Genomic DNA, 26,334 nt, shown 5'->3' on the forward strand with positions numbered 1-26,334 from the left:
GCAATGAAACTCACATCCAAGGCCATGCCCGCCTCTGAGGGCTTCAAAGCAAACCGCGCAGCCCATCTTGACGCGCTGGCGCAAATCTCGACCGCGGCGGAAGCAGCCCGTATGGGCGGTGGCGAGAAATCCCGTGCGCGACACGTCTCTCGGGGCAAGATGCTTCCCAGACGCAGGGTGGCGAACCTGCTCGATCCGGGGTCTCCGTTTCTGGAAATCGGCGCGACGGCGGCGCATGGGATGTATGGCGACGCCGCGCCTTGTGCCGGGGTGATCGCGGGTATTGGTCGGGTACAGGGGCGCGAGGTCATGGTGGTCTGCAACGACGCCACCGTGAAGGGCGGCACGTACTATCCGATGACCGTCAAGAAACACCTGCGCGCGCAGGAGATTGCCGAGGAAAACCATCTGCCCTGCATCTATCTGGTCGATAGTGGCGGCGCGAACCTGCCCAATCAGGATGAGGTCTTCCCGGACCGCGACCACTTTGGCCGCATCTTCTTTAACCAAGCGCGGATGAGCGCGAAGGGGATCGCTCAGATCGCTGTGGTGATGGGCTCTTGTACAGCGGGTGGGGCCTATGTGCCCGCTATGTCGGACGTGACCATCATCGTGAAGGAACAGGGTACGATCTTTCTGGCCGGGCCGCCTCTGGTCAAGGCCGCGACCGGAGAAGTTGTCAGTTCCGAAGATCTGGGCGGCGGCGATGTGCATACGCGCCTGTCCGGCGTGGCGGACTATCTGGCCGAGGATGACGCCCACGCGCTGGCTTTGGCGCGGCGGGCAGTTGGCTCATTGGGCGGTGCCGGGCTGAAGCCCGGCCTACGGTTTGAGGCATCCGAAGAGCCCGCTTATGATCCTGAGGAAATCCTCGGCGTTGTTCCGGCTGACCTGCGCACGCCCTACGACATCCGAGAGGTGATCGCGCGTCTGGTCGATGGCTCGCGTTTCGATGAGTTCAAGCCACGGTTCGGGGAAACGCTGGTGACCGGGTTTGCCCATGTCAAAGGCTGCCCCGTCGGGATCATCGCCAATAATGGCGTGCTGTTTTCCGAGGCCGCGCAGAAGGGCGCGCATTTTGTCGAACTGTGTTCTCAGCGCCATATTCCACTGGTGTTTCTGCAGAACATCACCGGCTTTATGGTCGGTCGCAAATACGAAAACGAGGGCATCGCGCGGCATGGGGCCAAGATGGTGACGGCGGTGGCGACAACCTCGGTGCCGAAGATCACGATGCTTGTCGGAGGCTCATTCGGAGCCGGAAACTATGGCATGGCGGGGCGGGCCTATCAGCCTCGGTTCCTGTGGACCTGGCCGAATTCGCGCATTTCCGTAATGGGCGGCGAGCAGGCGGCAGGCGTTTTGGCCACCGTGAAACGCGACGGGATCGAGCGGCAGGGCGGGACATGGTCCGCCGAGGAAGAGGCCGAATTCAAACGCCCGACGCTGGATATGTTCGAGGAACAGTCTCATCCGCTCTATGCCTCTGCACGCCTGTGGGATGACGGCATCATCGACCCGCGCAAATCGCGCGACGTGCTGGCCTTATCGCTGAGCGCCGCGCTGAACGCCCCAATTGAGGAAACACGTTTCGGCGTGTTCAGGATGTGATTGCCCAATGGACACTCATTTCACGAAATTGAACGAAGATTGGAACGCGGATCCGAATACGCCGATGCCTGCGGCTGCAAAAGCAGGTTGTGATCTCTGGCTACGGTTTTGCCCAAATGAGTGGTTGAACCCATCGCGTCTGGCACGAGGGCACCTGTTTATCCGGTTTGTTGGTTGCCAGCGATTTCGTTTCACGTCGATCAATGATCACGGGTGGTTCGGTGGGCAGTGCAGATTCAGCAAAGTGGCGCCAGCTTGGGGAGAGTTTTACGAGGTGGATGGCGACTTTAGGGAAGGTCAGGACGAGACACCTTGGACCATTATGTCAGCCAGGTCTGACCCTGCGAGAAACTTTCTGTTTTATTTCCGCGATGAAGCTTTCGAATGCACTGCATCCTCTTGGAACTTAAGCACCGAATGCTCGTCTGGTTCTATCTTCGAAGAGGCGGTTTGCCATGTTCAGTAAAATCCTAATCGCAAACCGGGGTGAGATTGCTTGCCGTTTGATGGAAACCGCTCAAAAAATGGGTGTGTCCTGTGTCGCCGTGTATTCCGATGCGGATGCCTTGGCCAAGCATGTGCAGATGGCGGATGAGGCGGTGCATATTGGCGGTTCGGCCCCGGCAGAAAGCTATCTGAAGGGGGATGTGATCATCCAGGCGGCGCTCGAGACCGGGGCGCAGGCGATCCATCCCGGCTATGGGTTTCTGTCCGAGAACCCGGATTTCGTGGATGCGGTTGAGGCCGCAGGCCTGACGTTCATCGGCCCATCTGCGGATGCAATCCGCAAGATGGGCCTCAAGGATGCGGCCAAGGCTTTGATGGAGGACGCAGGCGTTCCCGTTGTGCCCGGATATCACGGTGACAATCAGGACCCCGCCCATCTGGCCGAGGCAGCTGCGGCCATTGGCTACCCGGTTTTGATCAAGGCGGTTGCGGGCGGCGGCGGTAAGGGTATGCGGTTGGTCGAGACCCCCGATGCATTCTCGGACGCGTTGGACAGTGCGCGGGGTGAGGCAAAGACCGCCTTTGGCAATGATGCGGTCCTGGTCGAGAAATTCGTCTCCAAGCCTCGGCATATCGAGGTTCAGGTCTTTGGTGACGGTACCCATGCGGTGCATCTGTTTGAACGGGATTGCTCGCTTCAGCGGCGGCACCAGAAGGTGATCGAAGAGGCTCCCGCCCCCGGTATGACGGCTGAGATGCGCGAGGCGATGGGGCAGGCCGGTGTTCGTGCGGCAGAGGCAATCGGATATAAAGGGGCCGGGACGGTTGAGTTCATCGTCGACGCGTCCGAAGGGCTGCGGCCGGATCGATTCTGGTTCATGGAGATGAACACGCGTCTGCAGGTTGAACATCCGGTGACTGAGGCGATTACGGGCGTTGATCTGGTGGAATGGCAGTTGCGCGTAGCAGCGGGAGAAAGCCTGCCGAAGCAGCAGAACGACCTGTCGATCAATGGTCACGCGTTTGAGGCGCGGCTCTATGCCGAGGATGTGCCCAAGGGCTTTTTGCCCGCAACGGGGACTCTGACCCATCTGCAGTTTCCGCCTGAGTGCCGCGCAGATAGCGGCGTGCGGGCGGGGGATACGATCAGCCCCTGGTATGATCCGATGATCGCCAAGGTCGTCGTGCATGGTCCGACCCGTGCGGTCGCGCTGGAAGGCTTGCATCGCGCCCTAAGTGAGACCGAGGTCGCCGGGACGGTGACCAATCTGGCCTTTCTTGGCGCTTTGACACGCCATACTGGGTTTGCCTCGGGCGATGTGGATACGGGTCTGATCGGGCGCGATCTGGAGGATCTGGTGAGGATGTCCGGTGCGACCAATGCCTCGGTCGTGGCTGCGGCGATGACCGCGCTGGGGCTGACGGAGACGACCTCAGAGACCGGCTTCACCCTGTGGGGGCCGTTGCATCGGGCCGTGCAGCTGATGCGCGATGGAGAGGTCATTGATCTGAATGTTCAGGTCGAAAGCCCGCACCGGCAGGTCTGGACCGTGGATGGCACGCAGGTGATCGCGCAGCGCAATGGCGGTTGGGTCATTGATGGACAGCGCATGCCCAATGTCGCCATCGCTGGACCTCAGATCACGGTATTTGAAGGCTATGGTCAGGTGTTCGAAATCGTCGACCCCTTGGATCGCGATACCAGCGCCGCAGGAGATACCAACGTGATCGAGGCGCCGATGCCCGGTCTGGTCAAGGCCGTCTTCGCCTCGGCAGGACAGGCAGTGAAAGAGGGTGACCGGCTGGCGATTCTGGAAGCCATGAAAATGGAACATTCCCTGCTCGCCGCCCGCGACGGAGTGGTGGCCGAAGTGTTGGCCGACGCGGGTGCGCAGGTCGAGGCCGGGGCGGCATTGGTTCGCTTGGCCGAGGATTGATCTGTTCGGGCCGTGCATTGCGTGGCACAGTCGGGCCATCCGAATGTAAAATGAAAAGAAGCCGGGAAGGGATGCGCTGATGAAAGAACGGGTCGAGATATTCGAGGTTGGGCCAAGGGACGGGCTTCAGAACGAACAGCGCGAGATTCCGGTGGCCGAGAAGGTGGCACTGGTCGATTGTCTTAGCCGCGCCGGGTTCAACCGGATTGAGGTGGCCAGCTTTGTGTCGCCCAAATGGGTGCCGCAGATGGCAGGCAGCGGCGCGGTTCTGGCCGGGATTAAACGGGCCGGGGGGGTGCGCTATGCGGCGTTGACGCCGAACATGCGCGGCTATGAAGACGCGCTGGCGGCCAAAGCGGACGAGATTGCGGTGTTTGCATCGGCCTCCGAAGGGTTCTCGAAAGCCAATATCAACGCGACCATCGCGGAATCCATCGAACGGTTCGCGCCGATCCTTGAGGCCGCGCGCCATATCGACCTGCCCGTCCGGGGCTATGTCTCATGCGTGACCGATTGCCCTTATGACGGTCCAACCCCACCCGAAAAAGTGGCTGAGGTCGCGGACGCTCTGTTTGCGCATGGGTGCTATGAGATTTCGCTGGGCGACACGATCGGGCAGGGAACCCCGGACAAGATCGCACATTTGCTGCTGGCGGTGCGCGACAGGGTGCCGGTTACCCGGCTTGCAGGCCATTTCCACAACACCAACGGGCGCGCGATGGACAATATAGATGCCGCGCTGGCGCTAGGTGTTCGGGTGTTTGACGCTGCGGTCGGTGGTTTGGGGGGATGCCCCTATGCGCCCGGCGCGGCTGGCAATGTCGCGACCGAAGCCGTCGCTGCCCATCTGGAACGGCTGGGATATGAGACCGGTCTGGACACAGCGGTTCTGGACGAAGCTGCGGAGATGGCGCAGGCAATGAGAGGCTGACATGTTTGAAACGATTGCGGTCGTCACGGATGACCGGGGTGTCGCGACGCTGACCCTGTCGCGCGCCGAAAAGCACAACGCCATGTCGGCGCTGATGATCAGCGAATTGACTCAGGCAGCGGCGCAGCTGGGGCACGATGAGGCGGTGCGCGTTGTTGTGTTGACTGGATCTGGCAAGAGCTTCTGCGCCGGAGGCGATCTGGGGTGGATGCGCGATCAGATGGCTGCGGATGCCGAGACCCGTTTCACCGAGGCGCGCAAGCTGGCGAAAATGCTGCAGGCGCTGAACGAGATGCCCAAACCTCTGATTGGCGCATTGCAGGGCAACGCGTTTGGCGGTGGCGTCGGGCTGGCCTCGGTCTGCGACGTCGCGATTGGCGTTGAGACGCTGAAAATGGGCCTAACCGAGACCCGGCTGGGGCTGATCCCGGCCACGATTGGGCCATACGTGATCGCGCGGATGGGTGAGGCGCGCGCGCGGCGCGTATTCATGTCGGCGCGTCTGTTTGATGCAGCCGAAGCGGTGGAGCTTGGCCTGTTGGCAAAAGTGGTGCCAGCCGATGAACTGATGCGTGCCGTCGAAGACGAAATCACCCCTTACCTGTCCTGTGCGCCGGGCGCTGTGGCGTCAGCCAAGGCCTTGGTTCAAAACCTCGGTCCGCGTCTTGACGACAGTGTGATCGACCATACGATCCAGGCGTTGGTTGCCCGATGGGAGACACAGGAAGCACGGGAAGGCATTGAAGCTTTCTTTGAAAAACGTAACCCCAAGTGGAACAACAAAGATTAACTTGGGGCGTCTATTGTCCGCCGAGGCGAAATCGGGGTGATTCCCGACGGTCTGTCAAGGGGATGAATGATGCGGTGCGCGCTTGTGTTCGGTTGACCCTCTGACCGCGTGGGGCTAGAGAAAGTCGAGTCAACACGCCAATTGACGGCGCCCCCCGAAAGGGGATGCGCAGGAAAGGAGCTAGACGTGGAAGACCTGCTGCGGGAATATCTCCCTATTCTGGTATTTCTGGCCGTAGCCATCGGCCTGGGAATTGTTCTGATTCTGGCAGCTGTCGTTTTGGCAGTTCGCAACCCCGATCCCGAAAAAGTCAGCGCCTACGAATGCGGCTTCAACGCCTTCGATGACGCCCGTATGAAATTCGACGTGCGCTTCTATCTGGTTTCGATCCTTTTCATCATTTTTGACCTCGAGATTGCTTTCCTGTTTCCTTGGGCCGTGGGCTTCAAGGACATCAGCGATGTGGGGTTCTGGTCGATGATGGTTTTCCTGGGCGTTTTGACCATCGGCTTTGCCTATGAATGGAAGAAGGGGGCCCTGGAATGGGAGTGATGACGGGTGCAAATACCGCCGGCGTCGACAAAGAAGTCGCCACCCAGGCCCTCAACGCCGAGCTGCAGGATAAAGGTTTCCTGCTGACCTCGACCGAAGACATCATCAATTGGGCGCGCACCGGGTCTTTGCATTGGATGACCTTCGGTCTGGCCTGTTGCGCGGTTGAGATGATGCACACCTCGATGCCGCGCTATGATGCGGAACGGTTTGGCATCGCGCCGCGTGCGTCCCCACGACAGTCCGACGTGATGATCGTGGCCGGAACGCTGACCAACAAGATGGCCCCCGCGTTGCGCAAGGTCTACGACCAGATGCCCGAGCCGCGCTATGTGATCTCGATGGGGTCCTGCGCCAATGGCGGTGGCTACTACCACTATTCCTATTCGGTTGTGCGCGGCTGTGACCGTATTGTTCCGGTGGATATCTACGTCCCCGGCTGCCCTCCGACGGCTGAGGCGCTGCTGTACGGTCTGATGCAACTGCAACGCAAAATCCGCCGCACCGGCACCATCGTGCGCTGAGGGAGAGGGCGGATGAGCGAAGCACTTAAAGAACTCGGTACGCATCTTGAACTGAAACGGTCCGACTGTGTGCTGTCCTGGGATGTCACCCATGATGAGCTGAACGTGGATGTCGCGCTGTCAAACCTTTTGGAGTTCATCGAATTCCTCAAGAATGACCGCTCCTGCCAGTTCTCGACGCTGGTTGATATCACGGGCGTTGACTACCCCGAACGGGCCAAACGGTTCGACGTGGTTTATCACTTCCTGTCGATGTACCAGAACCAACGCATCCGCCTGCGGGTCTCAATCCGCGAAGAAGACATGGTGCCGTCAATCGTCGACGTCCACCCCTCGGCCAACTGGTTCGAGCGTGAGGTGTTCGATATGTTCGGCATCCTGTTCTCGGGCCATCCTGACTTGCGGCGCATCCTGACCGACTATGGGTTCCGTGGCTATCCTTTGCGTAAGGATTTCCCGACCACCGGCTATACCGAGGTTCGCTATGACGAGGCGCAGAAGCGCGTGGTTTATGAGCCCGTCAGCCTTGTGCAGGAATACCGTCAGTTTGATTTCATGTCCCCGTGGGAAGGTGCGAATTACATCTTGCCGGGGGATGAGAAGCAGGAGGCAGAGTGATGGGTGGCATCTGGTGGTTGATCCTTTCCGCACTGACGATCATCCCGATGATCAAGATATTGCCCTTCTTCGGGATCAATAAAGTCTGGTGTTTGCTCTGTCTGATCCCGTTCGGCACGATTGCCCTGCTCTGGTGGGTGGGGATCAAGCTACAAGAATTGGAGCGCCGCTGAGATGCTGGGGGAACTGATCATTTTGGGCGCTCTTGGGGTGCTGCTTGCCGGTGCCGCGGCCAAGGCGGCTGAGGCCGAAAAGATCCGGGTGCGCGCGGATGCGAAGAAAAAGCGGAGGCGGTGATGGACGGCTCAAGATATGATGACGGCAGCACGGACGCGCTGAGCGGCGAGCAGAAGATTCGCAATTTCAACATCAACTTCGGCCCGCAACACCCTGCAGCGCATGGGGTTTTGCGTCTGGTACTTGAGCTGGACGGAGAAATCGTCGAGCGTTGCGATCCGCATATCGGTCTGCTGCACCGTGGTACTGAGAAGCTGATGGAAAGCCGGACGTATCTGCAGAACCTGCCGTATTTCGACCGTCTGGATTACGTGGCGCCGATGAATCAGGAACACGCCTGGTGTCTGGCCATCGAAAAGCTGACCGGGGTCGAGGTGCCGCGCCGGGGCTCGCTGATCCGGGTGCTGTATTCCGAGATTGGGCGCATCCTGAACCACCTGCTGAACGTGACCACGCAGGCGATGGATGTGGGCGCTCTGACCCCGCCGCTCTGGGGCTTTGAGGAACGCGAAAAGCTGATGGTGTTCTATGAGCGTGCCTGCGGTGCCCGCTTGCACGCCGCCTATTTCCGCCCCGGCGGCGTCCATCAGGACCTGCCGCCCGAGCTGCTGGACGATATCGAGGCATGGAGCCACGAATTCCCCGCCGTTCTGGACGATATCGACGGGTTGCTGACCGAAAACCGCATCTTCAAACAGCGTAACGCCGATATCGGTGTGGTGACCGAGGATGACATTCAGAAATACGGCTTCTCGGGCGTGATGGTGCGCGGATCAGGTCTGGCATGGGACCTCCGCCGTGCGCAGCCCTATGAATGCTATGACGAGTTCGAATTCCAGATTCCCGTCGGCAAGAATGGCGACTGCTACGACCGCTATCTCTGCCGCATGGAGGAAATGCGCCAGTCACTGCACATCATCCGTCAGGCCATCGCCAAAATCCGCGATTGCCCCGGCGACGTTCTGGCCCGGGGCAAGATCACCCCGCCGAAACGGTCCGACATGAAAACCTCGATGGAGAGCCTGATCCATCACTTCAAGCTGTACACCGAAGGCTTCCACGTCCCTGCGGGTGAGGTCTACGCCGCCGTCGAGGCCCCCAAGGGTGAATTCGGCGTCTATCTGGTCGCCGACGGCACCAACAAACCCTACCGCGCCAAACTGCGCGCGCCGGGGTTCCTGCATCTGCAAGCCATGGACCACGTTGCGGGGGGACACCAACTCGCCGACGTCGCCGCCATCATCGGCACCATGGACGTCGTATTTGGAGAGATTGACCGCTAATGCTCCGCCGTCTTCACCCCGAACAACCCGAAAGCTTCGCCTTCACCGCTGCCAACCAGCAATGGGCCGAAGCGCAGATGACCAAATACCCCGAGGGGCGTCAGGCCAGCGCGGTAATCCCGCTGCTGTGGCGCGCGCAGGAGCAGGAGGGCTGGCTATCCCGTCCGGCGATTGAATCCGTCGCCGACATGCTGGGTATGGCCTATATCCGCGTGCTTGAGGTCGCCTCGTTCTACTTCATGTTCCAACTGCAGCCAGTTGGTTCGGTGGCGCATATTCAGGTCTGCGGCACGACGTCGTGCATGATCTGCGGGGCCGAGGATCTGATCGCGGTTTGCAAGGACAAGATTGCGGCCAAACCTCATGAACTATCCGCCGATGGCAAGCTGAGCTGGGAAGAGGTGGAATGCCTCGGCTCTTGTACCAATGCTCCGATGGCGCAGATCGGCAAGGATTACTTTGAGGATCTGACCGCCGACAGCTTTGGCAAGATCATTGACGATCTGGCAGCAGGTAAAGTTCCCACGCCCGGCCCTCAGAACGGGCGCTATGCGGCTGAGCCTTTGAAGGGCCTCAGCAGTCTGACGGACCATGAGGCCGGAAAGCCGAAACACAATGCCAGCGTGGCCTTGGCGGCAGAACTGGGAGATACGGTCAAGCGGATCGACGGGACCGAGGTTCCGATCCTCACGCCTTGGCTGGGCAAGGACGGCAAACAAGCCGGAGCCTCGGCAGCTGCGAAACCACCCAAAGCGCCTGAGCCACCGAAGCCTGCCGTCAAACAGGCGGCAGAGGCCAAAGCGAAAGAGGTCGAGGAAGACAAACCCCGAACGCTGACCGAGGCGCGCGGGGGCTTGCCGGATGACCTCAAGATGCTCAAAGGCGTTGGGCCGAAGCTGGAAGAGACACTGAACGGTCTGGGCTTTTTCCACTATGATCAGATCGCCTCGTGGACGGCGGAACATGTGGCCTGGGTGGATGCGCGCCTGAAGTTCAAAGGCCGGATTGAACGCGATGGCTGGATTGAACAGGCGGCCAAGCTGGCGGTCGGGGATGAGACCGAATTCGCCAAACGTGCCAAGGAAGACGGCACTTACGAAGACTAAACGCGCCCGCAGGGCCCCAAGGACGAGATGGACAAGGACAAAGAGCAAGCCATGGCCCGCAAGGGTCGACATATAGGCATCGTCATCGCCGTGACGATGGTGGCTTGGCTTGTCATGACTTTGTTCATCGGCCCCGCGATCGGACTGCCGGGGCGCTATGCGCTGCTATTTGATTTTGCCGCTTTGGCCGGCTTCATCTATGCAAGCGTCAACATATTTCAACTCTGGCGCATGCGTCAGGACAGCTGAAGGTAACACGCGATGCTGAAGGATCAGGACCGGATCTTTACCAACATCTACGGGATGCACGAGCGTACTTTGCGCGGCGCGCAAGCCCGAGGGCATTGGGATGGCACCGCTGGCCTGATCGACAAGGGCCGGGATTGGATCATCCAGACGATGAAAGACTCAGGGCTTCGTGGGCGTGGTGGTGCGGGTTTCCCCACCGGTCTGAAATGGTCGTTCATGCCAAAGGAGAGCGATGGCCGTCCGTCTTATCTGGTCGTGAATGCGGACGAATCCGAACCGGGCACCTGCAAAGACCGCGAGATCATGCGCCACGACCCGCATACGCTGATCGAAGGCTGCCTGATCGCCTCTTTCGCGATGAATGCGCATACCTGCTATATCTACCTGCGCGGCGAATACATCCGCGAACGCGAGGCGCTGCAGGCCGCGATTGATGAGGCTTATGAAGCCGGGCTGTTGGGTAAGAACGCCGCCGGTTCGGGCTGGGATTTCGACATATTCCTGCATCACGGCGCGGGTGCGTATATCTGCGGCGAAGAAACCGCGCTGATCGAAAGCCTTGAGGGCAAGAAGGGCATGCCACGCATGAAGCCTCCGTTTCCGGCGGGGGCAGGGCTTTATGGCTGCCCGACCACGGTGAACAACGTGGAATCGATTGCTGTTGTGCCGACCATTTTGCGCCGTGGTGCGGACTGGTTCGCGGGCTTTGGTCGTCAGAACAACGCGGGCACCAAGTTGTTTGCGATCTCGGGCCATGTGAACAACCCCTGCGTCGTCGAAGAGGCGATGTCGATCCCGTTCGAGCAACTGATCGAAACCCATTGCGGTGGCATTCGTGGTGGTTGGGACAACCTGCTGGCGGTCATTCCGGGTGGATCGTCCGTTCCCTGTGTGCGCGGCGAGAATATGCGCGACGCGATCATGGATTTCGACTATCTGCGCGGTGAGCTGGGCTCGGGCCTTGGGACGGCGGCGGTGATCGTGATGGACAAGTCCACCGACATCATCAAGGCGATCTGGCGGCTGTCGAAATTCTACAAGCATGAAAGCTGCGGCCAGTGTACGCCGTGCCGCGAAGGCACCGGCTGGATGATGCGCGTGATGGACCGCCTTGTGCGCGGTGAGGCCGAGCTGGAAGAGATCGACATGCTGTTTGACGTGACCAAACAGGTCGAAGGCCACACGATCTGCGCCTTGGGCGACGCCGCGGCCTGGCCGATCCAGGGCCTGATCCGCAACTTCCGCGAAGAGATCGAAGACCGCATCAAGGCCCAGAAATCAGGCCGTATGGGGGCAATGGCAGCGGAATGATCAGGCAGCCCGACGGATATCATCTGGCCGAACTGAATATTGGCCGCCTGCTGGCCCCGACGGATGACCCTCGGGTGGCTGAGTTCATGGCCAATCTCGACAAGGTCAACGGCTTGGGCAAGCGGATGCCGGGCTTTGTATGGATGATGGAAGGTTCAGGCGAGCCGGGAACCGGGAATACGGAAAACGCGATTGGGGACGATCCTCAATTTGTTGCCAACCTGACAGTCTGGGAAGATGTCGCGAGCCTTGAGACATTTGTCTGGGGCACCATACACAAACAGTTTTACGACCGCCGCCAAGAGTGGTTTGAACTGCTGGGGGATCAGCATTTCGTGATGTGGTGGGTGCCCGTGGGGCACCAGCCGGATCTGGATGAAGCCATGACGCGGCTTGATCGTCTGCGCCAGGAAGGTCCTAGTGAGCACGCCTTTGGATGGGCGGATTTGAAACAAGCAAGCAAATGGCGCGACAATCGTTGCGCTCAGGTCGCAGCGGAGTGAGCGGGATGACACACCTTTCTGATCACGCGCGCAGCCGCCCAGATGCCAGCCATCTGACAGGAATAAACAAAGTGAAGACAATGAAATTCTCAACCTTGGCTGGCCTTGCGGGGCTTGTGCTGATTTCGGCCTGCACCGTCACCTCGTCCAAGGACCGTGTGCTGTTCGACGGCCAGTTCTTCCGCGCCAAGGCCAAATCGGTCGACAAACGCAAGACCCCGACCGAATTCACTGTTGTGGTGAACAATGTATCCGCTTCGTTGGAAGGCGCACGTGAGGCGGGCCGGTTCGAAGGCACCAAGTTCTGCATCCAGAATTTTGGCTCGTCGCGTATCGCGTGGAAGGTCGGCCCGGATACCGAGCCGCAAAACCTGCGCATCAGCGACGACAAACTGACATTTGCTGGAACCTGCCAAAGACCATGAGGCTATTTTCCGCATATCACGGCAGGGCCAGCGGTCTGTTATTGCATAGCAGACAGGGCGACACCCATCTTGGTCGACCCAAGATGAAAGGACCTGTCATGTCTTATGCGAAAACACTTGCCATCGGTCTTGCGCTGATGATCCCCGCGATTGCCGAGGCCAAACCGCCTCTGCGTGAGGTGAAACAGATCGACAATGAGCTGTATTACATCGCAGTTGCGAAAGAGATTTCGGACTATTGCCCCTCGATCAGCGGGCGGAAGTTGAAAGCGATTAACGTGATGTGGGGGCTGCGGTCCGAGGCGAATAGCCTTGGCTATTCGGACCAGGAAATCCGGGCCTATATCGACTCTGATGCTGAAAAAGACCGGATGCGCGCCAAGGGCGAGGCTTATCTGGCGTCAAACGGCGTGACCTATGAAAACCCGAATTCCTTCTGCACGTTGGGGCGGAAGGAAATCGACAGAAACAGCGCCATCGGCGTTTATTTGAGGGCGAACTGACGATGTCTGACCTCCGCAAGATCAATATCGACGGGCAGGAAATCGAAGTCGATGGTGCCATGACCCTGATCCAGGCCTGTGAAGAGGCCGGGGTCGAGGTGCCGCGCTTTTGCTATCACGAACGTCTGTCGATTGCGGGGAACTGCCGGATGTGTCTGGTTGAGGTCGTGGGCGGCCCTCCGAAACCTGCGGCCTCCTGCGCGATGCAGGTGCGTGATCTGCGCCCGGGGCCGGAAGGGCAGCCGCCTCAGGTCAAGACGAACTCACCTATGGTCAAGAAAGCCCGCGAAGGGGTGATGGAGTTTTTGCTGATCAACCATCCTCTGGATTGCCCGATCTGCGATCAGGGGGGGGAATGTGATCTGCAGGATCAGGCCATGGCCTATGGTGTTTCTGGCTCGCGCTTCAAAGAAGCCAAGCGCGCCGTTGATGATCTGGATCTTGGGCCGCTGGTCGGCACGGCTATGACACGCTGCATCAGTTGCACCCGCTGCGTGCGCTTCACCACCGAGGTCGCCGGCATCACCCAGATGGGCCAGACCGGACGGGGTGAGGACGCTGAGATCACCTCATACCTGAATCAGACGCTGCACTCGAATTTGCAGGGTAACATCATTGATTTGTGCCCCGTGGGGGCGCTGACTTCGAAACCCTATGCCTTCACCGCGCGTCCGTGGGAGCTGACCAAGACCGAAAGCATCGATGTGATGGATGCCTTGGGATCGAACATCCGCGTGGATACCAAAGGACGTGAAGTGATGCGTTTCCTACCGCGCAACCATGACGGCGTGAATGAGGAATGGATTAGCGACAAGACCCGGTTTGTCTGGGACGGGTTGCGCCGTCAGCGTCTGGACCGCCCGTATGTGCGCGAAAACGGCAAGCTGCGCCCGGCCTCGTGGCCTGAGGCGCTCACCAAAGCCGCTGAAGCGCTGAAAGGGGCCGAAAAACCGGCGGGTCTCGTTGGTGATCTGGCTCCGGTTGAGGCGATCTTTGCGCTGAAACAGATGATCGAAGGGCAGGGTGGCGTTGTCGAATGCCGCACCGATGGGGCCAAGCTGCCTGCGGGCAATCGTGGGGCCTATGCCGGGACTGCCGCGATCGAAGATATCGACATGGCCGAACGTATTCTGCTGATCGGCACCAATCCCCGCGATGAGGCTCCTGTTCTGAACGCTCGTATCCGCAAGGCCTGGGCGCATGGGGCCGAGGTTGCACTGGTCGGCCCAGCGGCCGATCTGACCTATGAATACCACCACATGGGCGATGACCGCGCAGCATTGCAAAAGGTCGTCGACATGGGCGGCGATGATGAGATCAAAGCAAAGCGGTCTTTGGTCATTGTCGGGCAGGGGGCACTGCAAGAGGCCGATGGCGCCGCTATTCTGGCCGCCGCACAAACCGTTGCAAGCAATACCGAAAGTGGGCTGATCATCCTGCATACCGCCGCCGCGCGCGTGGGCGCGATGGATGTGGATGCCACCAACGCAGACGGTATGGACGCGATCAGCGCCGCCGATGTGATCTACAATCTCGGCGCGGATGAGGTCGAGATCGGAGACGGCGCATTCGTCATCTATCAGGGCAGCCATGGCGACCGTGGCGCGCACCGCGCTGATGTGATCCTGCCTGCCGCAGCCTATACCGAGGAAAACGGGTTGTTCGTGAACACCGAAGGTCGCCCTCAGCTGGCCATGCGTGCGGGTTTCGCGCCGGGTGAGGCCAAAGAAAACTGGGCGATCTTGCGTGCGCTCTCGGCCGAGTTGGGGGCGACTCTGCCTTTCGACTCTTTGGCGCAATTGCGGAATGCGTTGATCGAGGCGGTGCCGCATCTGGCGCGTATCGACGAGGTGATCGAGAACGAGGTGCAACCGCTTGAGGCTGGTACGCTGGGCGACGCCACTTTCCGCAATGTGGTCAAGGATTTCTACCTGACCAACCCGATCGCGCGTGCCTCGCAATTGATGGCTGAGCTGTCGGCGCAGACGAAAAACACAAACAGGATGGCCGCAGAATGATCCGTCCCGCAAAGATATCCCCGACGACCCACGGTGTGAGGACCAATGGCTGATTTCTTTAACACACCGGGCGGCATCGCCCTGATCATCCTGGCGCAGGTGCTTGCCGTTGTGGCCTTTGTGATGATCTCGCTGTTGTTCCTTGTCTATGGTGACCGCAAGATATGGGCCGCTGTTCAGATGCGCCGTGGCCCGAACGTGGTGGGCGCTTACGGTCTGTTGCAAACGGTCGCCGACGCGTTGAAATATGTGGTCAAAGAGGTCGTCATCCCGGCGGGTGCGGACCGTACCGTGTTTATCCTTGCCCCGCTGACCTCTTTCGTGCTGGCAATGATCGCCTGGGCCGTGATCCCGTTCAACGACGGCTGGGTGTTGTCAGATCTGAACGTGGCGATCCTCTATGTCTTCGCCGTATCCTCGTTGGAGGTTTATGGCGTGATTATGGGCGGTTGGGCGTCGAACTCAAAGTATCCGTTCCTTGGTTCGTTGCGCTCTGCGGCGCAGATGATCTCTTACGAAGTGTCCATTGGCTTGATCATCATCGGTGTGATCATCTCGACAGGATCGATGAACTTTGGCGATATCGTGCGCGCTCAGGACGGCTCGTTCGGCTTCTTCAGCTGGTACTGGCTGCCGCATTTCCCGATGGTCTTCCTGTTCTTCATCTCAGCGCTTGCGGAAACCAACCGCCCGCCGTTCGACTTGCCCGAGGCGGAATCGGAACTGGTCGCTGGCTATCAGGTCGAATACTCGGCCACGCCCTTCCTGCTGTTCATGGCGGGAGAATACATCGCCATCTTCCTGATGTGCGCGCTGACCACACTGCTGTTCTTCGGCGGCTGGCTGTCGCCCATTCCCGGTTTGCCCGACGGCGTGCTGTGGATGGTCGCCAAGATGGCGTTCTTCTTCTTCCTCTTCGCGATGGTCAAGGCGATCACGCCCCGCTACCGCTATGACCAGCTGATGCGGTTGGGCTGGAAAGTGTTCCTGCCGTTCTCATTGGCTTGGGTGGTCTTCGTGGCTTTTGCAGCAAAATTCGACTGGTTCTGGGGCGCATTCGCGCGTTGGAGCGTAGGAGGCTGATATGACCCAAATCGACTACACCCGCGCTGCCAAATATTTCCTGCTGCAGGACTTTTGGGTCGGCATGAAGCTGGGGCTGAAGTATTTCTTCGCCCCCAAGGCCACCCTGAACTATCCGCACGAAAAGGGCCCTCTGTCGCCTCGGTTCCGCGGCGAGCACGCCCTGCGCCGCTATCCGAACGGCGAAGAACGCTGCATCGCCTGCAAACTGTGCGAAGCGATCTGCCCGGCGCAGGCCATAACCATCGACGCCGAACCGCGCGAAGACGGCAGCCGTCGCACCACGCGCTATGACATCGACATGACCAAATGCATCTATTGCGGCTTCTGCCAAGAGGCCTGCCCAGTCGATGCTATCGTCGAAGGCCCGAACTTCGAATTCGCCACGGAAACCCGTGAAGAGCTGTTCTACGACAAGGAAAAGCTGCTCGACAACGGCGAGCGTTGGGAAGCCGAGATCGCCCGCAATCTGGAAATGGACGCACCGTACAGATGAGTGACACGCCCCAAAATCCGTTTGAGCTGATGATGAAGCAGGCGCAGGACATGGCCAAGGCGATGAACCCGGCGATGGAGAATTTCTCGCCCAAAGGGTTCGAGAACTTGTGGCCGACCATGCCCAAAGAGGTCATGGAGATGATGTTCGGCAACACAGTCAACAAGGACGGGCTGGATGCCAAGACGCGCCTGCTGCTGACGCTGGCCGGGCTGACCTGTCAGGGTGCGCAAGCGGATGCGGCCGTGCGCCAGACCGTGCGTCATGCTCTGGAGGCGGGCGCGAAGAAACAAGAGATCGTGGAAACGATCGGTCAGATGTCGGTCTTTGCTGGCATCCCGGCCATGACCCGCGCGCTGGATCTGGCGCAAGAGGTCTTGGGCGACAACGAGGATGAGGATCAATGACCGTCTTTGCCTTCTACCTGTTTGCCATCAGCGCCATCACCGGCGGGCTGTTCACGGTGATCAGCCGCCAGCCAGTGCATTCGGTGCTTTGGCTGATCCTATCCTTCCTGTCCTCGGCGGGCCTGTTCGTGCTGCTGGGGGCCGAGTTCGTGGCGATGCTGCTGATCATCGTCTATGTCGGCGCGGTCGCGGTGCTGTTCCTGTTTGTGGTGATGATGCTGGACGTGGACTTTGCCGAGCTGAAGGCCGAGATGGCACGCTACATGCCCCTGGCCCTGCTGATCGGTCTGGTCATCCTGATGCAATTCATCATGGCGTTCGGAGCATGGGACAGCGCGCAGGGCGCGGCGTCCAATCTGGCGCAGCCGGTTCCAGCGGACCGCCACAATACCGAGGCTCTGGGCGTCATCCTTTATGATCAATACTTCCTTCTGTTCCAACTGGCGGGCCTAATCCTGCTGGTCGCGATGATCGGTGCGATCGTGCTGACTCTGCGCCACCGTCAGGACATCAAGCGTCAGGACATCATCGGCCAGATGATGCGCGACCCGGCCAAGGCGATGGAATTGAAGGACGTGAAACCGGGGCAGGGACTTTAAGACGATGATCGGACTTGAACACTATCTTACGGTCGCGGCGACGCTGTTCGTCATCGGCATCTTCGGTCTCTTCCTGAACCGAAAGAACGTCATCATCCTGCTAATGAGTATCGAGCTGATGCTGCTGGCGGTGAATATCAACCTTGTGGCGTTTTCTAGTTTCCTCGGCGATCTGGTCGGGCAGGTGTTCACGCTGTTCGTGCTGACCGTGGCGGCGGCCGAGGCGGCGATTGGGCTGGCCATTCTGGTCTGCTTCTTCCGCAACCGTGGCACCATCGCGGTTGAAGACGTCAATATGATGAAGGGGTAAGAGAATATGGAAACCACCATCCTCTTTGCCCCGCTGGTGGGCGCGCTGCTCTGCGGGTTTGGCTGGCGATTTATTGGCGAGAAAGCGGCCATGTGGACTGCGACGGGCCTGTTGTTTCTGGCCTGTCTGCTGTCGTGGATCGTGTTCTTCACCTTCGACGGGTTGACGCAACAGATCGAGATCATGCGCTGGATCGAGAGCGGATCGCTGTCGACAAGCTGGGCCATTCGTCTGGACCGTCTGACCGCGATCATGCTGATCGTGGTGACGACTGTCTCGGCGCTCGTGCATCTGTATTCCTTCGGCTACATGGATCACGACCCGCAATGGCGCGAGGGCGAAAGCTATAAGCCACGTTTCTTTGCCTATCTGTCCTTCTTCACATTTGCGATGCTGATGCTGGTGACGGCAGACAATCTGGTGCAGATGTTCTTTGGATGGGAGGGTGTGGGCGTCGCCTCGTACCTGCTGATCGGATTCTATTACCGCAAATCTTCGGCCAATGCGGCGGCGATGAAGGCGTTTATCGTCAACCGGGTCGGCGATTTCGGCTTTGCGCTGGGCATCTTCGCGATCTTCCTGCTGACCGACAGCATCAACTTCTCGGACATCTTCGCGTCGGCGCCTGCGCTGGCCGAGGAAAAGCTGCACTTCCTGTGGGGTGAATGGACCGCGATCGAAGTGATCTGCGTGTTGCTGTTCATTGGCGCGATGGGTAAATCGGCGCAGTTGATCCTGCACACCTGGTTGCCGGACGCGATGGAAGGCCCGACGCCCGTGTCGGCCCTGATCCACGCCGCGACCATGGTGACAGCGGGTGTGTTCCTCGTCTGCCGCATGTCGCCGTTGATGGAATTCGCGCCGGGTGCCACCGGGTTCATCACTTTCCTTGGGGCCTCGACCGCGTTTTTTGCGGCGACCGTGGGTCTGGTTCAGACCGACATCAAACGCGTCATCGCTTATTCCACCTGTTCGCAGCTGGGTTACATGTTCGTGGCCGCTGGTGTCGGCATGTATTCAGCGGCGATGTTTCACCTGCTGACGCATGCGTTCTTCAAGGCGCTGTTGTTCCTCGGGGCCGGTTCGGTGATCCATGCGATGCACCACGAGCAGGAGATGACCGAATACGGTGGGCTGCGGAAGAAGATCCCCTATACGTTCTGGGCTATGATGATCGGAACGCTGGCCATCACTGGTGTCGGTATCCCGCTGACCACCTTCGGCTTTGCCGGGTTCCTGTCCAAGGACGCAATCATCGAAAGCGCCTTTGTCGGTGGTACAGGTTATGCCTTCTGGATGCTGGTGATCGCGGCTGTTTTCACCTCGTTCTATAGCTGGCGTCTGATTTTCTTGACCTTCTTCGGCGAACCGCGTGGCGACAAGCACACGCATGATCACGCGCATGAAAGCCCCATGGTCATGTTGATCCCGCTTGGCGTTCTGTCGCTGGGCGCGGTGTTCTCGGGCATGCTGTGGTACAACCAGTTCTTCGGCTATACCGACAAGGTGGCCAAGTTCTATGGGATTCCGCTGGCGGAAGAGACCGGCGGACATGCTGAGGCCAAGGCCGACCAAAGCGAAGCCAAGGCAGATGACAGCCATGGTGAGGCGAAAGCCGATAAAGGCGAGGGTGACTACAAGGCCGATAAAAAACATGCCAGCTTTGGTGGAGAGCCGGGTGACGGTGCGCTGTACATGGCGCCTGACAACAACGTTCTGAACGATGCGCATGACGCGCCGAAATGGGTCAAGGTTTCGCCCTTTGTCGCGATGCTGCTGGGGTTTGTCGTGGCCTACTGGTTCTACATCGTGAACACGTCGCTGCCCGCGCGTCTGGCTGCAAACCAGCGCCCGCTATACCTGTTCCTGCTGAACAAATGGTACTTTGACGAGATCTATAACGCGATCTTTGTCAAACCTACTCTGGCCCTTGGCCGCCTGCTGTGGAAGCGCGGCGATGGCAAAACAATTGATGGCTTCCTGAACGGAGTAGCAATGGGCGTTGTTCCCTTCTTCACCCGCCTCGCAGGCAAGGCGCAGACCGGGTACATCTTTACCTATGCCTTCTGGATGGTGCTGGGCATTGCGGCCCTTGTGACCTGGATGTCGATCGGCGGAGGGGCGCAGTAATGGACAATATCCTTTCGATCGTGACCTTCATTCCGGCCATCGCCGCGGGCATTCTGGCGCTGTTCTTGCATGGCAATGATGCGGCGGCGCAGCGGAATGCCAAATGGGTGGCACTGCTTGCGACCTCGGTGACGTTCCTGGTGTCGATTGGCATCTACACGGGCTTCGATCCCAGCGACACCGGCTTCCAGATGGTGGAAGAGGGTGAGTGGCTACTTGGCCTCAAGTACAAGATGGGTGTCGATGGCATCAGCGTTCTGTTCGTGTTGCTGACCACCTTCATCATGCCCCTGACCATTCTGGCCAGCTGGACCGTGACTGACCGCGTCAAGGAGTACATGATCGCCTTCCTGCTGCTGGAAACGTTGATGCTGGGCGTTTTCATGGCGCTGGATCTGGTGCTGTTCTACCTGTTCTTCGAGGCAGGCCTCATCCCGATGTTCCTGATCATCGGCATCTGGGGCGGTGCGAACCGGATCTACGCCAGCTTCAAGTTCTTCCTCTATACCTTCCTCGGCTCGGTGCTGATGCTGGTGGCCATGGTCGCGATGTATGCCGACGCGGGCACCACGGATATCGAAGCGCTGATGAGCCATCACTTCTCCTCCGAAAGCTTCAGCGTTCTGGGTGTTTATGTCGTCGGCGGGATGCAGACGCTGATGTTCCTGGCGTTCTTTGCCTCTTTCGCGGTGAAAATGCCGATGTGGCCGGTGCATACCTGGCTTCCGGATGCGCACGTGCAGGCCCCGACGGCGGGTTCGGTCGTGCTGGCGGCGATCCTGTTGAAGATGGGTGGCTACGGCTTCCTGCGGTTCAGCCTGCCGATGTTCCCGGTTGGCTCGGCGGTGATGACCGATCTGGTCCTGTGGATGTCTGCGATTGCCGTTGTCTACACCTCGCTTGTGGCGCTGGTGCAGGAGGACATGAAGAAGCTGATCGCCTATTCCTCGGTCGCGCATATGGGCTTTGTGACCATGGGCATTTTCGCAGCGAACCAGCAGGGCATTGATGGCGCGATCTTCCAGATGCTCAGCCACGGGTTTATCTCAGCGGCGTTGTTCCTGTGCGTCGGTGTGATCTACGACCGGATGCACACCCGCGATATTGACGCTTACGGCGGTCTGGTCATTCGGATGCCTGCCTATGCGCTGGTCTTCATGCTGTTCACCATGGCGAATGTCGGCCTGCCGGGTACTTCCGGGTTCATCGGTGAATTCCTGACCCTGATGGGCGCATTCCAGGTCAACACCTGGGTGACTGCGGTGGCCGCGACCGGTGTGATCTTCTCGGCCGGGTATGCGCTGTGGCTTTACCGTCGGGTTGTCTTTGGCGATCTGATCAAGGAAAGCCTCAAGGCGATGACCGACATGACCTCGCGTGAGCGGCTGATCTTTGCGCCGCTCATCGTGATGACCATCCTGCTGGGCGTCTACCCGTCGCTGGTGACCGATGTGATCGGCAACTCGACCGCGGCGCTGATTTCGAACTATGACACGGCTCTGGCCGCGGCCGAGGCCGTGACCCAGACGGCCGCCTCGCATTAAGGGAGCTTTGGAGACATGATCCAGGCTGATCTGACGACAATCCTGCCAGAGATCGTTCTGGCCGTATATGCGATGGCTGCCCTGATCGGTGCCGTTTACACCAAGAAGGACGAGCTGGCCCCGGCGTTGGTCTGGTCAACGGCGGGTCTGATGGCGCTTCTGGCGATCTGGATATCAAGCAACGGCGACGGGACCAACGTGGCGTTCAACGGCATGTTCGTCGATGATGGCTTTGCGCGGTTTTCCAAGGTTGCCATCTTGCTTTCCGCCGCTGCCGTTCTGGTCATGAGCCAGGAATACATGGCCCGCCGCAACCTGCTGCGGTTTGAATATCCAGTTCTGGTCGCATTGGCTGCGGTCGGGATGATGATGATGGTCAGCGCGGGCGATCTGATGTCGCTTTACATGGGGTTGGAGCTGCAGTCGCTGGCGCTTTATGTTGTGGCGGCGCTGCGTCGGGACAGTGCGAAATCCACCGAGGCCGGTTTGAAATATTTCGTATTGGGTGCGCTCAGCTCGGGCTTGCTGCTTTATGGCGCGTCGCTGGTTTACGGTTTCACCGGCACCACGCTGTTCTCGGGCATCATCACCACCGTTCAGGCCGGAGACGTCTCGATCGGTTTGCTCTTCGGTCTGATCTTCCTGATCTCGGGCCTGGCCTTCAAGGTCTCGGCTGTGCCGTTCCATATGTGGACCCCAGATGTTTACGAAGGGTCTCCGACCCCGATCACGGCGTTTTTCGCGACGGCCCCGAAAGTGGCCGCCATGGCGCTGTTTGCACGGCTGCTGCATGACGCGTTTGGGGGCATCGTGAAGGACTGGCAGCAGGTGATCGTATTGCTGTCGGTTCTGTCCATGCTGCTGGGTGCGGTTGCGGCCATTGGCCAGCGTGACATCAAGCGGCTGATGGCGTTTTCCTCGATTGCCCATATGGGTTATGCGCTGATCGGTCTGGCTGCCGGAACCGAGCTGGGCGTGAAATCCATGCTGATGTACCTGGCGATCTATGTGACGATGAACATCGGCACCTTCGCCTTCATCCTTATGATGGAGCGGGACGGCAAACCGGTCACCGACATCGACGCTTTGCGCCAGTATTCCAAGCGTGATCCGGGCAAAGCTCTGGCCGTTCTGATCTTGATGTTCAGCCTCGCAGGTGTGCCGCCCATGCTTGGTTTCTTTGCCAAGTTCGGTGTCTGGCAGGCCGGTGTCAGCGCGGGTTTGACCGGGTTGGTGATTGTGTCAGCTATCGCCTCGGTCATCGGCGCGTTCTACTACCTGCGGATCGTCTTCTACATGTATTTCGGTGACGAGAATGAGGAACCTATCGAGACCCGCTCAACCCCGGTATTGTGGGTGGCCTTGATGGGATCGGCGGCTTTGATGCTGATCGGCGTGTTCTACCAGTTCGGTGTCGAGGGCGCAGCAGCGGCTGCCGCAGCCACACTTGTCAATTGATGAACCTTGCCGACAGGATGCGGCCGCTAACCCGCGTAGTCGGGCCATTCTGACATGAGCAGTTGGCCTGACGGATACGGCCTGCACATCTTGCAGGAGGTCGACAGCACGCTGAACGAAGCCGCGCGGCTTGCCCCTACGGCGCAAGGTCCCGTGTGGATCATGGCGCATCACCAGACCGCAGCACGCGGCAGGCGTGGACGGGCTTGGGCCAATCCTAGGGGCAATCTGGCCTCGACCCTTCTGATGCGCCCTCAGGGCAACCCCGAAAGTGCGGCACTGCGAAGTTTCGTGGCCGCGTTGGCCCTGTTTGACGCCTGTGTCGCGGTCACGGGCCGGGCGTCGGGTTTGTCTCTGAAGTGGCCCAATGATGTGTTGCTGAATGGCGGTAAGCTTGCGGGTATTCTGTTGGAAAGCACCGGGCAGGGGCGCGGGGTGTCACATCTGTCGATCGGGATCGGCGTGAACCTGACCGAAGCCCCAGCCGCTGAAGCGGTTGAGCCGGGCGCGGTGCGCCCTGTCTCTCTGCTGTCGGAAACCGGCGCCCACGTCACGCCCGAGGATTTTCTGACTGAACTCGCCGTGGCCTATGCCGGCTATGAAACCCAATTCGTCACTTACGGTTTTGAACCGATCCGCACAGCATGGCTGTCCCGCGCAGCAAGATTGGGCGAGGTCATTACCGCCCGTACCGCTACGTCGGAAACGGTTGGTACCTTCGAAACGGTGGACGCGGGGGGCAACCTTGTCCTAAACACCGCCAAAGGCCGTGTGAGCATTCCTGCGGCGGACGTGTTTTTCTGAAGGGGGCTTAGATGCTTCTGGCCATTGATTGCGGCAATACAAATACCGTTTTCTCGATCTGGGATGGCGAGAATTTCCTGTGTACCCTGCGCACCTCGACCCATCATTCACGCACGGCGGACGCGTATTTCACCTGGTATTCCACGCTGGTGAAGCACTACGGCATCGAGGCTGACATTACGGATGTGATCATCGCCTCGACCGTGCCGCGCGTGGTGTTCAACTTGCGTATCTTTGCGGATCGGTTCTTTGGCTGTCGTCCGCTGGTTGTGGGCAAACCGGATTGCCTGCTGCCGGTCGCCCCGCGCATTGATGAGGGCACGGTGCCAGGGCCCGACCGCCTCGCCAATGCGGTGGGGGCGTTTGACCGTCATGGCGGAGACGTTGTGGTTGTCGATTTCGGAACCGCGACCAACTTTGATGTCGTCGCATCGGATGGGGCCTATGTTGGTGGCATTATCGCGCCGGGCGTGAACCTGAGTCTTGAGGCGCTGCACCAAGGGGCCGCCGCTCTGCCTCATATCGACATCACCCGCCCGGACAAGGTGATTGGCACGAATACGGTTGGCTGTATCCAATCGGGCGTGTATTGGGGCTATTCCGGTCTGATCGAGGGGCTGATCGCCCGCATCAAGGCGGAATACGGAATGCCGATGAAAGTCGTTGGAACCGGAGGGCTCGCACCCTTGTTCGATCAGGCCGACGTAGGGTTCGACGCAATCGAAGATGATCTGACGATGCACGGGCTGACCGTGATCCATCGCTATAACAAGGAAAATGGCTCAACATGAGCAGCGAAAGACTGATCTACCTGCCGTTGGGCGGGGCCGGTGAAATCGGCATGAACGCCTATGTGTACGGCTACGGTGCGCCGGGCAAGGAGCGTCTGATCCTCGTTGATTTGGGCGTGACCTTCCCTGACATGGACACCACGCCGGGTGTCGACCTGATCCACGCCGATATCTCATGGCTGCGGGAACGCGCCGACCGGCTTGAAGCGGTTTTTGTCACGCACGCACACGAAGACCACGTGGGCGCCGTTGCGCATTGCTATGAGGCGCTGGGTGCGCCGATCTATGCGCGCGCCTTCACCGCCAATATCGCCCGTCGGAAGATGGAAGAACACGGCCACCCCGAAGATGCCGTGCGCACTGCCTCGGCTTGGCCCGAGCAGATCTCGGCCGGGCCATTCACCGTTGGGTTCCTGCCGGTTTCGCACTCGATCCCCGAAAGCGCCGCGCTGGTGATCGACACGCCTGAAGGGCGGATCGTGCATTCGGGAGACTTCAAACTGGACACAAATCCAGTGGTGGGCGAACCGTTTGACCCCGATCTTTGGGCCGACGTCGCCAAGTCCGGCGTAAAGGCTTTGGTCTGTGACAGCACCAATGTGTTCTCAAACCACCCCGGACGTTCAGAATCCGAGGTCGGCCCCGAGATCACGAAGTTGGTCGAAAGCGCCGAGGGTATGGTCGTGGCGACCACATTCGCCTCGAACGTGGCGCGGGTGAAGACATTGGCCGAGGCTGGCCAGCGGGCCGGGCGCTCGGTCGTGCTGTTGGGCCGGGCCATGCGCCGGATGATCGAGGCTGCGACAGAAACCGGCATCCTGTCGGATTTCCCCAAAGTGATCAGCGCCGAAGAGGCCGTAGAGCTTCCGCGTCAGAACCTGATGCTGATTGTAACCGGCAGTCAGGGTGAACGCCGCGCCGCCAGCGCGCAACTGGCTCGTGGTAAATACCGCGGTATCGAGTTGAAAGAGGGCGACCTTTTCCTGTTCTCCTCGAAGACCATCCCCGGCAACGAGCGCGGCGTGATTTTCATCATCAACCAGCTCAGCGAAAAGGGCGTGGATGTGGTGGATGACAGCTCGGGTCTTTATCACGTATCGGGCCATGCCAACCGGCCTGATCTTGAGAAAGTGCATGGGTTGATCGACCCGCAGATGGTGATCCCGATGCATGGCGAACATCGCCACTTGCGCGAACATGCCAAACTGGCCGAGGCTGCTGGACGCACGGGTATTCTGGCCGTCAACGGGACCATGCTGGACCTGACCGGCAATGCGCCGAAAGTTGTCGACTATGTCGAAACCGGGCGGACCTATCTGGATGGCACGGTCAAGGTCGGTGCGTTGGACGGGGTCGTGCGCGACCGTATCCGCATGGCGCTGAACGGCCATGTGACCGTGACCGTCATTCTGGATGAAGAGGATGAGCCTCTGGGTGAGCCATGGTGTGATACGATGGGCCTTCCGGAAACAGGAACCTCTCGCGCGGCGCTGGTTGAGGTGCTTGAGGAAGACCTGAACCAGTTCCTGATGCGGGCCGAGGCCAAAACCCTGCGCGATGATGACAAGCTGGAAGAGGCCCTGCGCCGGATCGTGCGCCAGACGGCTAGGTCCGAGATCGGAAAAAAACCCGAAGTTACGGTTGTGATCAGCCGCATGAAGTAAGGT

The 26,334-nt window shown here is 59.6% G+C and carries 29 protein-coding genes; all 29 read left to right on the forward strand.

Going from position 1 to position 26,334, the window contains the following annotated elements:
* The first annotated feature begins 3 nt into the window (after window positions 1-3).
* Entirely contained in the window at window positions 4-1,611 is a 1,608-nt protein-coding gene (locus tag AC2FD8_RS06765; protein ID WP_496854739.1) for a carboxyl transferase domain-containing protein, read from the forward strand.
* 7 nt (window positions 1,612-1,618) lie between these two features.
* On the forward strand, window positions 1,619-2,077 hold the full coding sequence (locus AC2FD8_RS06770) for a hypothetical protein (RefSeq protein ID WP_496854741.1): 459 nt from the start codon (window positions 1,619-1,621) through the stop codon (window positions 2,075-2,077).
* Window positions 2,067-3,995 carry an acetyl/propionyl/methylcrotonyl-CoA carboxylase subunit alpha gene (locus AC2FD8_RS06775; protein WP_496854743.1) on the forward strand — a complete coding sequence of 643 codons (1,929 nt, stop codon included), beginning with the start codon at window positions 2,067-2,069 and terminating at the stop codon, window positions 3,993-3,995. The genes AC2FD8_RS06770 and AC2FD8_RS06775 overlap by 11 nt, the downstream gene beginning before the upstream one ends.
* A gap of 79 nt (window positions 3,996-4,074) precedes the next feature.
* Window positions 4,075-4,926 carry a hydroxymethylglutaryl-CoA lyase gene (locus AC2FD8_RS06780; protein ID WP_496854745.1) on the forward strand — a complete coding sequence of 284 codons (852 nt, stop codon included), beginning with the start codon at window positions 4,075-4,077 and terminating at the stop codon, window positions 4,924-4,926.
* A 1-nt stretch (window position 4,927) separates the two neighbouring features.
* Complete coding sequence (locus tag AC2FD8_RS06785) at window positions 4,928-5,716, forward strand: crotonase/enoyl-CoA hydratase family protein (protein ID WP_496854747.1); 789 nt, start codon at window positions 4,928-4,930, stop codon at window positions 5,714-5,716.
* A 186-nt stretch (window positions 5,717-5,902) separates the two neighbouring features.
* Window positions 5,903-6,268 carry an NADH-quinone oxidoreductase subunit A gene (locus tag AC2FD8_RS06790; RefSeq protein WP_170375125.1) on the forward strand — a complete coding sequence of 122 codons (366 nt, stop codon included), beginning with the start codon at window positions 5,903-5,905 and terminating at the stop codon, window positions 6,266-6,268.
* Window positions 6,259-6,792, forward strand: coding sequence for a NuoB/complex I 20 kDa subunit family protein (locus tag AC2FD8_RS06795; protein ID WP_037307875.1), 534 nt, complete (start codon window positions 6,259-6,261; stop codon window positions 6,790-6,792). The genes AC2FD8_RS06790 and AC2FD8_RS06795 overlap by 10 nt, the downstream gene beginning before the upstream one ends.
* A 12-nt stretch (window positions 6,793-6,804) precedes the next feature.
* Window positions 6,805-7,410: an NADH-quinone oxidoreductase subunit C gene (locus AC2FD8_RS06800; protein WP_496854749.1), complete on the forward strand. Its 606-nt coding sequence runs from the start codon at window positions 6,805-6,807 to the stop codon at window positions 7,408-7,410.
* Complete coding sequence (locus AC2FD8_RS06805) at window positions 7,410-7,583, forward strand: hypothetical protein (protein WP_496854751.1); 174 nt, start codon at window positions 7,410-7,412, stop codon at window positions 7,581-7,583. The genes AC2FD8_RS06800 and AC2FD8_RS06805 overlap by 1 nt, the downstream gene beginning before the upstream one ends.
* Before the next feature lies 1 nt (window position 7,584).
* Window positions 7,585-7,707, forward strand: a complete 123-nt coding sequence (locus AC2FD8_RS06810) for a hypothetical protein (protein ID WP_496854752.1) — start codon at window positions 7,585-7,587, stop codon at window positions 7,705-7,707.
* Window positions 7,707-8,930: an NADH-quinone oxidoreductase subunit D gene (locus AC2FD8_RS06815; protein WP_496854754.1), complete on the forward strand. Its 1,224-nt coding sequence runs from the start codon at window positions 7,707-7,709 to the stop codon at window positions 8,928-8,930. The genes AC2FD8_RS06810 and AC2FD8_RS06815 overlap by 1 nt, the downstream gene beginning before the upstream one ends.
* Complete coding sequence (gene nuoE / locus AC2FD8_RS06820) at window positions 8,930-10,036, forward strand: NADH-quinone oxidoreductase subunit NuoE (RefSeq protein WP_496854755.1); 1,107 nt, start codon at window positions 8,930-8,932, stop codon at window positions 10,034-10,036. The genes AC2FD8_RS06815 and nuoE overlap by 1 nt, the downstream gene beginning before the upstream one ends.
* A gap of 27 nt (window positions 10,037-10,063) precedes the next feature.
* On the forward strand, window positions 10,064-10,285 hold the full coding sequence (locus AC2FD8_RS06825) for a DUF5337 domain-containing protein (protein ID WP_496854757.1): 222 nt from the start codon (window positions 10,064-10,066) through the stop codon (window positions 10,283-10,285).
* Window positions 10,286-10,297: 12 nt separating this feature from the next.
* Window positions 10,298-11,596, forward strand: coding sequence for an NADH-quinone oxidoreductase subunit NuoF (nuoF, locus tag AC2FD8_RS06830; protein ID WP_496854759.1), 1,299 nt, complete (start codon window positions 10,298-10,300; stop codon window positions 11,594-11,596).
* Window positions 11,593-12,099, forward strand: a complete 507-nt coding sequence (locus tag AC2FD8_RS06835; RefSeq protein ID WP_496854761.1) for a DUF3291 domain-containing protein — start codon at window positions 11,593-11,595, stop codon at window positions 12,097-12,099. Before nuoF ends, AC2FD8_RS06835 begins: the two co-directional genes overlap by 4 nt.
* 80 nt (window positions 12,100-12,179) lie before the next feature.
* Window positions 12,180-12,524 carry a hypothetical protein gene (locus AC2FD8_RS06840; protein ID WP_496874291.1) on the forward strand — a complete coding sequence of 115 codons (345 nt, stop codon included), beginning with the start codon at window positions 12,180-12,182 and terminating at the stop codon, window positions 12,522-12,524.
* Between the two features lie 98 nt (window positions 12,525-12,622).
* The gene (locus tag AC2FD8_RS06845; protein ID WP_496854764.1) at window positions 12,623-13,027 is read left to right on the forward strand and encodes a DUF5333 domain-containing protein; all 405 of its coding nucleotides are present in this window, start codon (window positions 12,623-12,625) and stop codon (window positions 13,025-13,027) included.
* A gap of 2 nt (window positions 13,028-13,029) precedes the next feature.
* The gene (gene nuoG, locus AC2FD8_RS06850; RefSeq protein WP_496854766.1) at window positions 13,030-15,045 is read left to right on the forward strand and encodes an NADH-quinone oxidoreductase subunit NuoG; all 2,016 of its coding nucleotides are present in this window, start codon (window positions 13,030-13,032) and stop codon (window positions 15,043-15,045) included.
* 45 nt (window positions 15,046-15,090) lie between these two features.
* Complete coding sequence (gene nuoH / locus AC2FD8_RS06855; protein WP_496854768.1) at window positions 15,091-16,128, forward strand: NADH-quinone oxidoreductase subunit NuoH; 1,038 nt, start codon at window positions 15,091-15,093, stop codon at window positions 16,126-16,128.
* A 1-nt stretch (window position 16,129) separates the two neighbouring features.
* Window positions 16,130-16,624: an NADH-quinone oxidoreductase subunit NuoI gene (nuoI, locus tag AC2FD8_RS06860; protein WP_037307839.1), complete on the forward strand. Its 495-nt coding sequence runs from the start codon at window positions 16,130-16,132 to the stop codon at window positions 16,622-16,624.
* Complete coding sequence (locus AC2FD8_RS06865) at window positions 16,621-17,031, forward strand: carboxymuconolactone decarboxylase family protein (RefSeq protein WP_496854770.1); 411 nt, start codon at window positions 16,621-16,623, stop codon at window positions 17,029-17,031. The genes nuoI and AC2FD8_RS06865 overlap by 4 nt, the downstream gene beginning before the upstream one ends.
* Window positions 17,028-17,630 carry an NADH-quinone oxidoreductase subunit J gene (locus AC2FD8_RS06870; RefSeq protein ID WP_496854772.1) on the forward strand — a complete coding sequence of 201 codons (603 nt, stop codon included), beginning with the start codon at window positions 17,028-17,030 and terminating at the stop codon, window positions 17,628-17,630. The genes AC2FD8_RS06865 and AC2FD8_RS06870 overlap by 4 nt, the downstream gene beginning before the upstream one ends.
* 4 nt (window positions 17,631-17,634) lie before the next feature.
* The gene (nuoK, locus tag AC2FD8_RS06875; protein ID WP_005984024.1) at window positions 17,635-17,940 is read left to right on the forward strand and encodes an NADH-quinone oxidoreductase subunit NuoK; all 306 of its coding nucleotides are present in this window, start codon (window positions 17,635-17,637) and stop codon (window positions 17,938-17,940) included.
* A gap of 6 nt (window positions 17,941-17,946) precedes the next feature.
* On the forward strand, window positions 17,947-20,070 hold the full coding sequence (nuoL, locus tag AC2FD8_RS06880) for an NADH-quinone oxidoreductase subunit L (RefSeq protein ID WP_496854774.1): 2,124 nt from the start codon (window positions 17,947-17,949) through the stop codon (window positions 20,068-20,070).
* On the forward strand, window positions 20,070-21,614 hold the full coding sequence (locus tag AC2FD8_RS06885; RefSeq protein ID WP_496854775.1) for an NADH-quinone oxidoreductase subunit M: 1,545 nt from the start codon (window positions 20,070-20,072) through the stop codon (window positions 21,612-21,614). Before nuoL ends, AC2FD8_RS06885 begins: the two co-directional genes overlap by 1 nt.
* A 15-nt stretch (window positions 21,615-21,629) precedes the next feature.
* Complete coding sequence (nuoN, locus tag AC2FD8_RS06890) at window positions 21,630-23,072, forward strand: NADH-quinone oxidoreductase subunit NuoN (protein WP_496854777.1); 1,443 nt, start codon at window positions 21,630-21,632, stop codon at window positions 23,070-23,072.
* A 54-nt stretch (window positions 23,073-23,126) separates the two neighbouring features.
* Window positions 23,127-23,876 (forward strand): biotin--[acetyl-CoA-carboxylase] ligase, encoded by a 750-nt coding sequence (locus tag AC2FD8_RS06895; RefSeq protein WP_496854779.1) that lies wholly within the window; start codon window positions 23,127-23,129, stop codon window positions 23,874-23,876.
* 11 nt (window positions 23,877-23,887) lie between these two features.
* A complete protein-coding gene (locus AC2FD8_RS06900) occupies window positions 23,888-24,667 on the forward strand; it encodes a type III pantothenate kinase (protein ID WP_496854781.1) in 780 nt (259 codons plus the stop codon).
* Window positions 24,664-26,331, forward strand: coding sequence for a ribonuclease J (locus AC2FD8_RS06905; protein WP_496854783.1), 1,668 nt, complete (start codon window positions 24,664-24,666; stop codon window positions 26,329-26,331). The genes AC2FD8_RS06900 and AC2FD8_RS06905 overlap by 4 nt, the downstream gene beginning before the upstream one ends.
* The last annotated feature ends 3 nt before the right edge of the window (window positions 26,332-26,334 follow it).

Source organism: Ruegeria sp. YTSC192 (assembly GCF_059609705.1).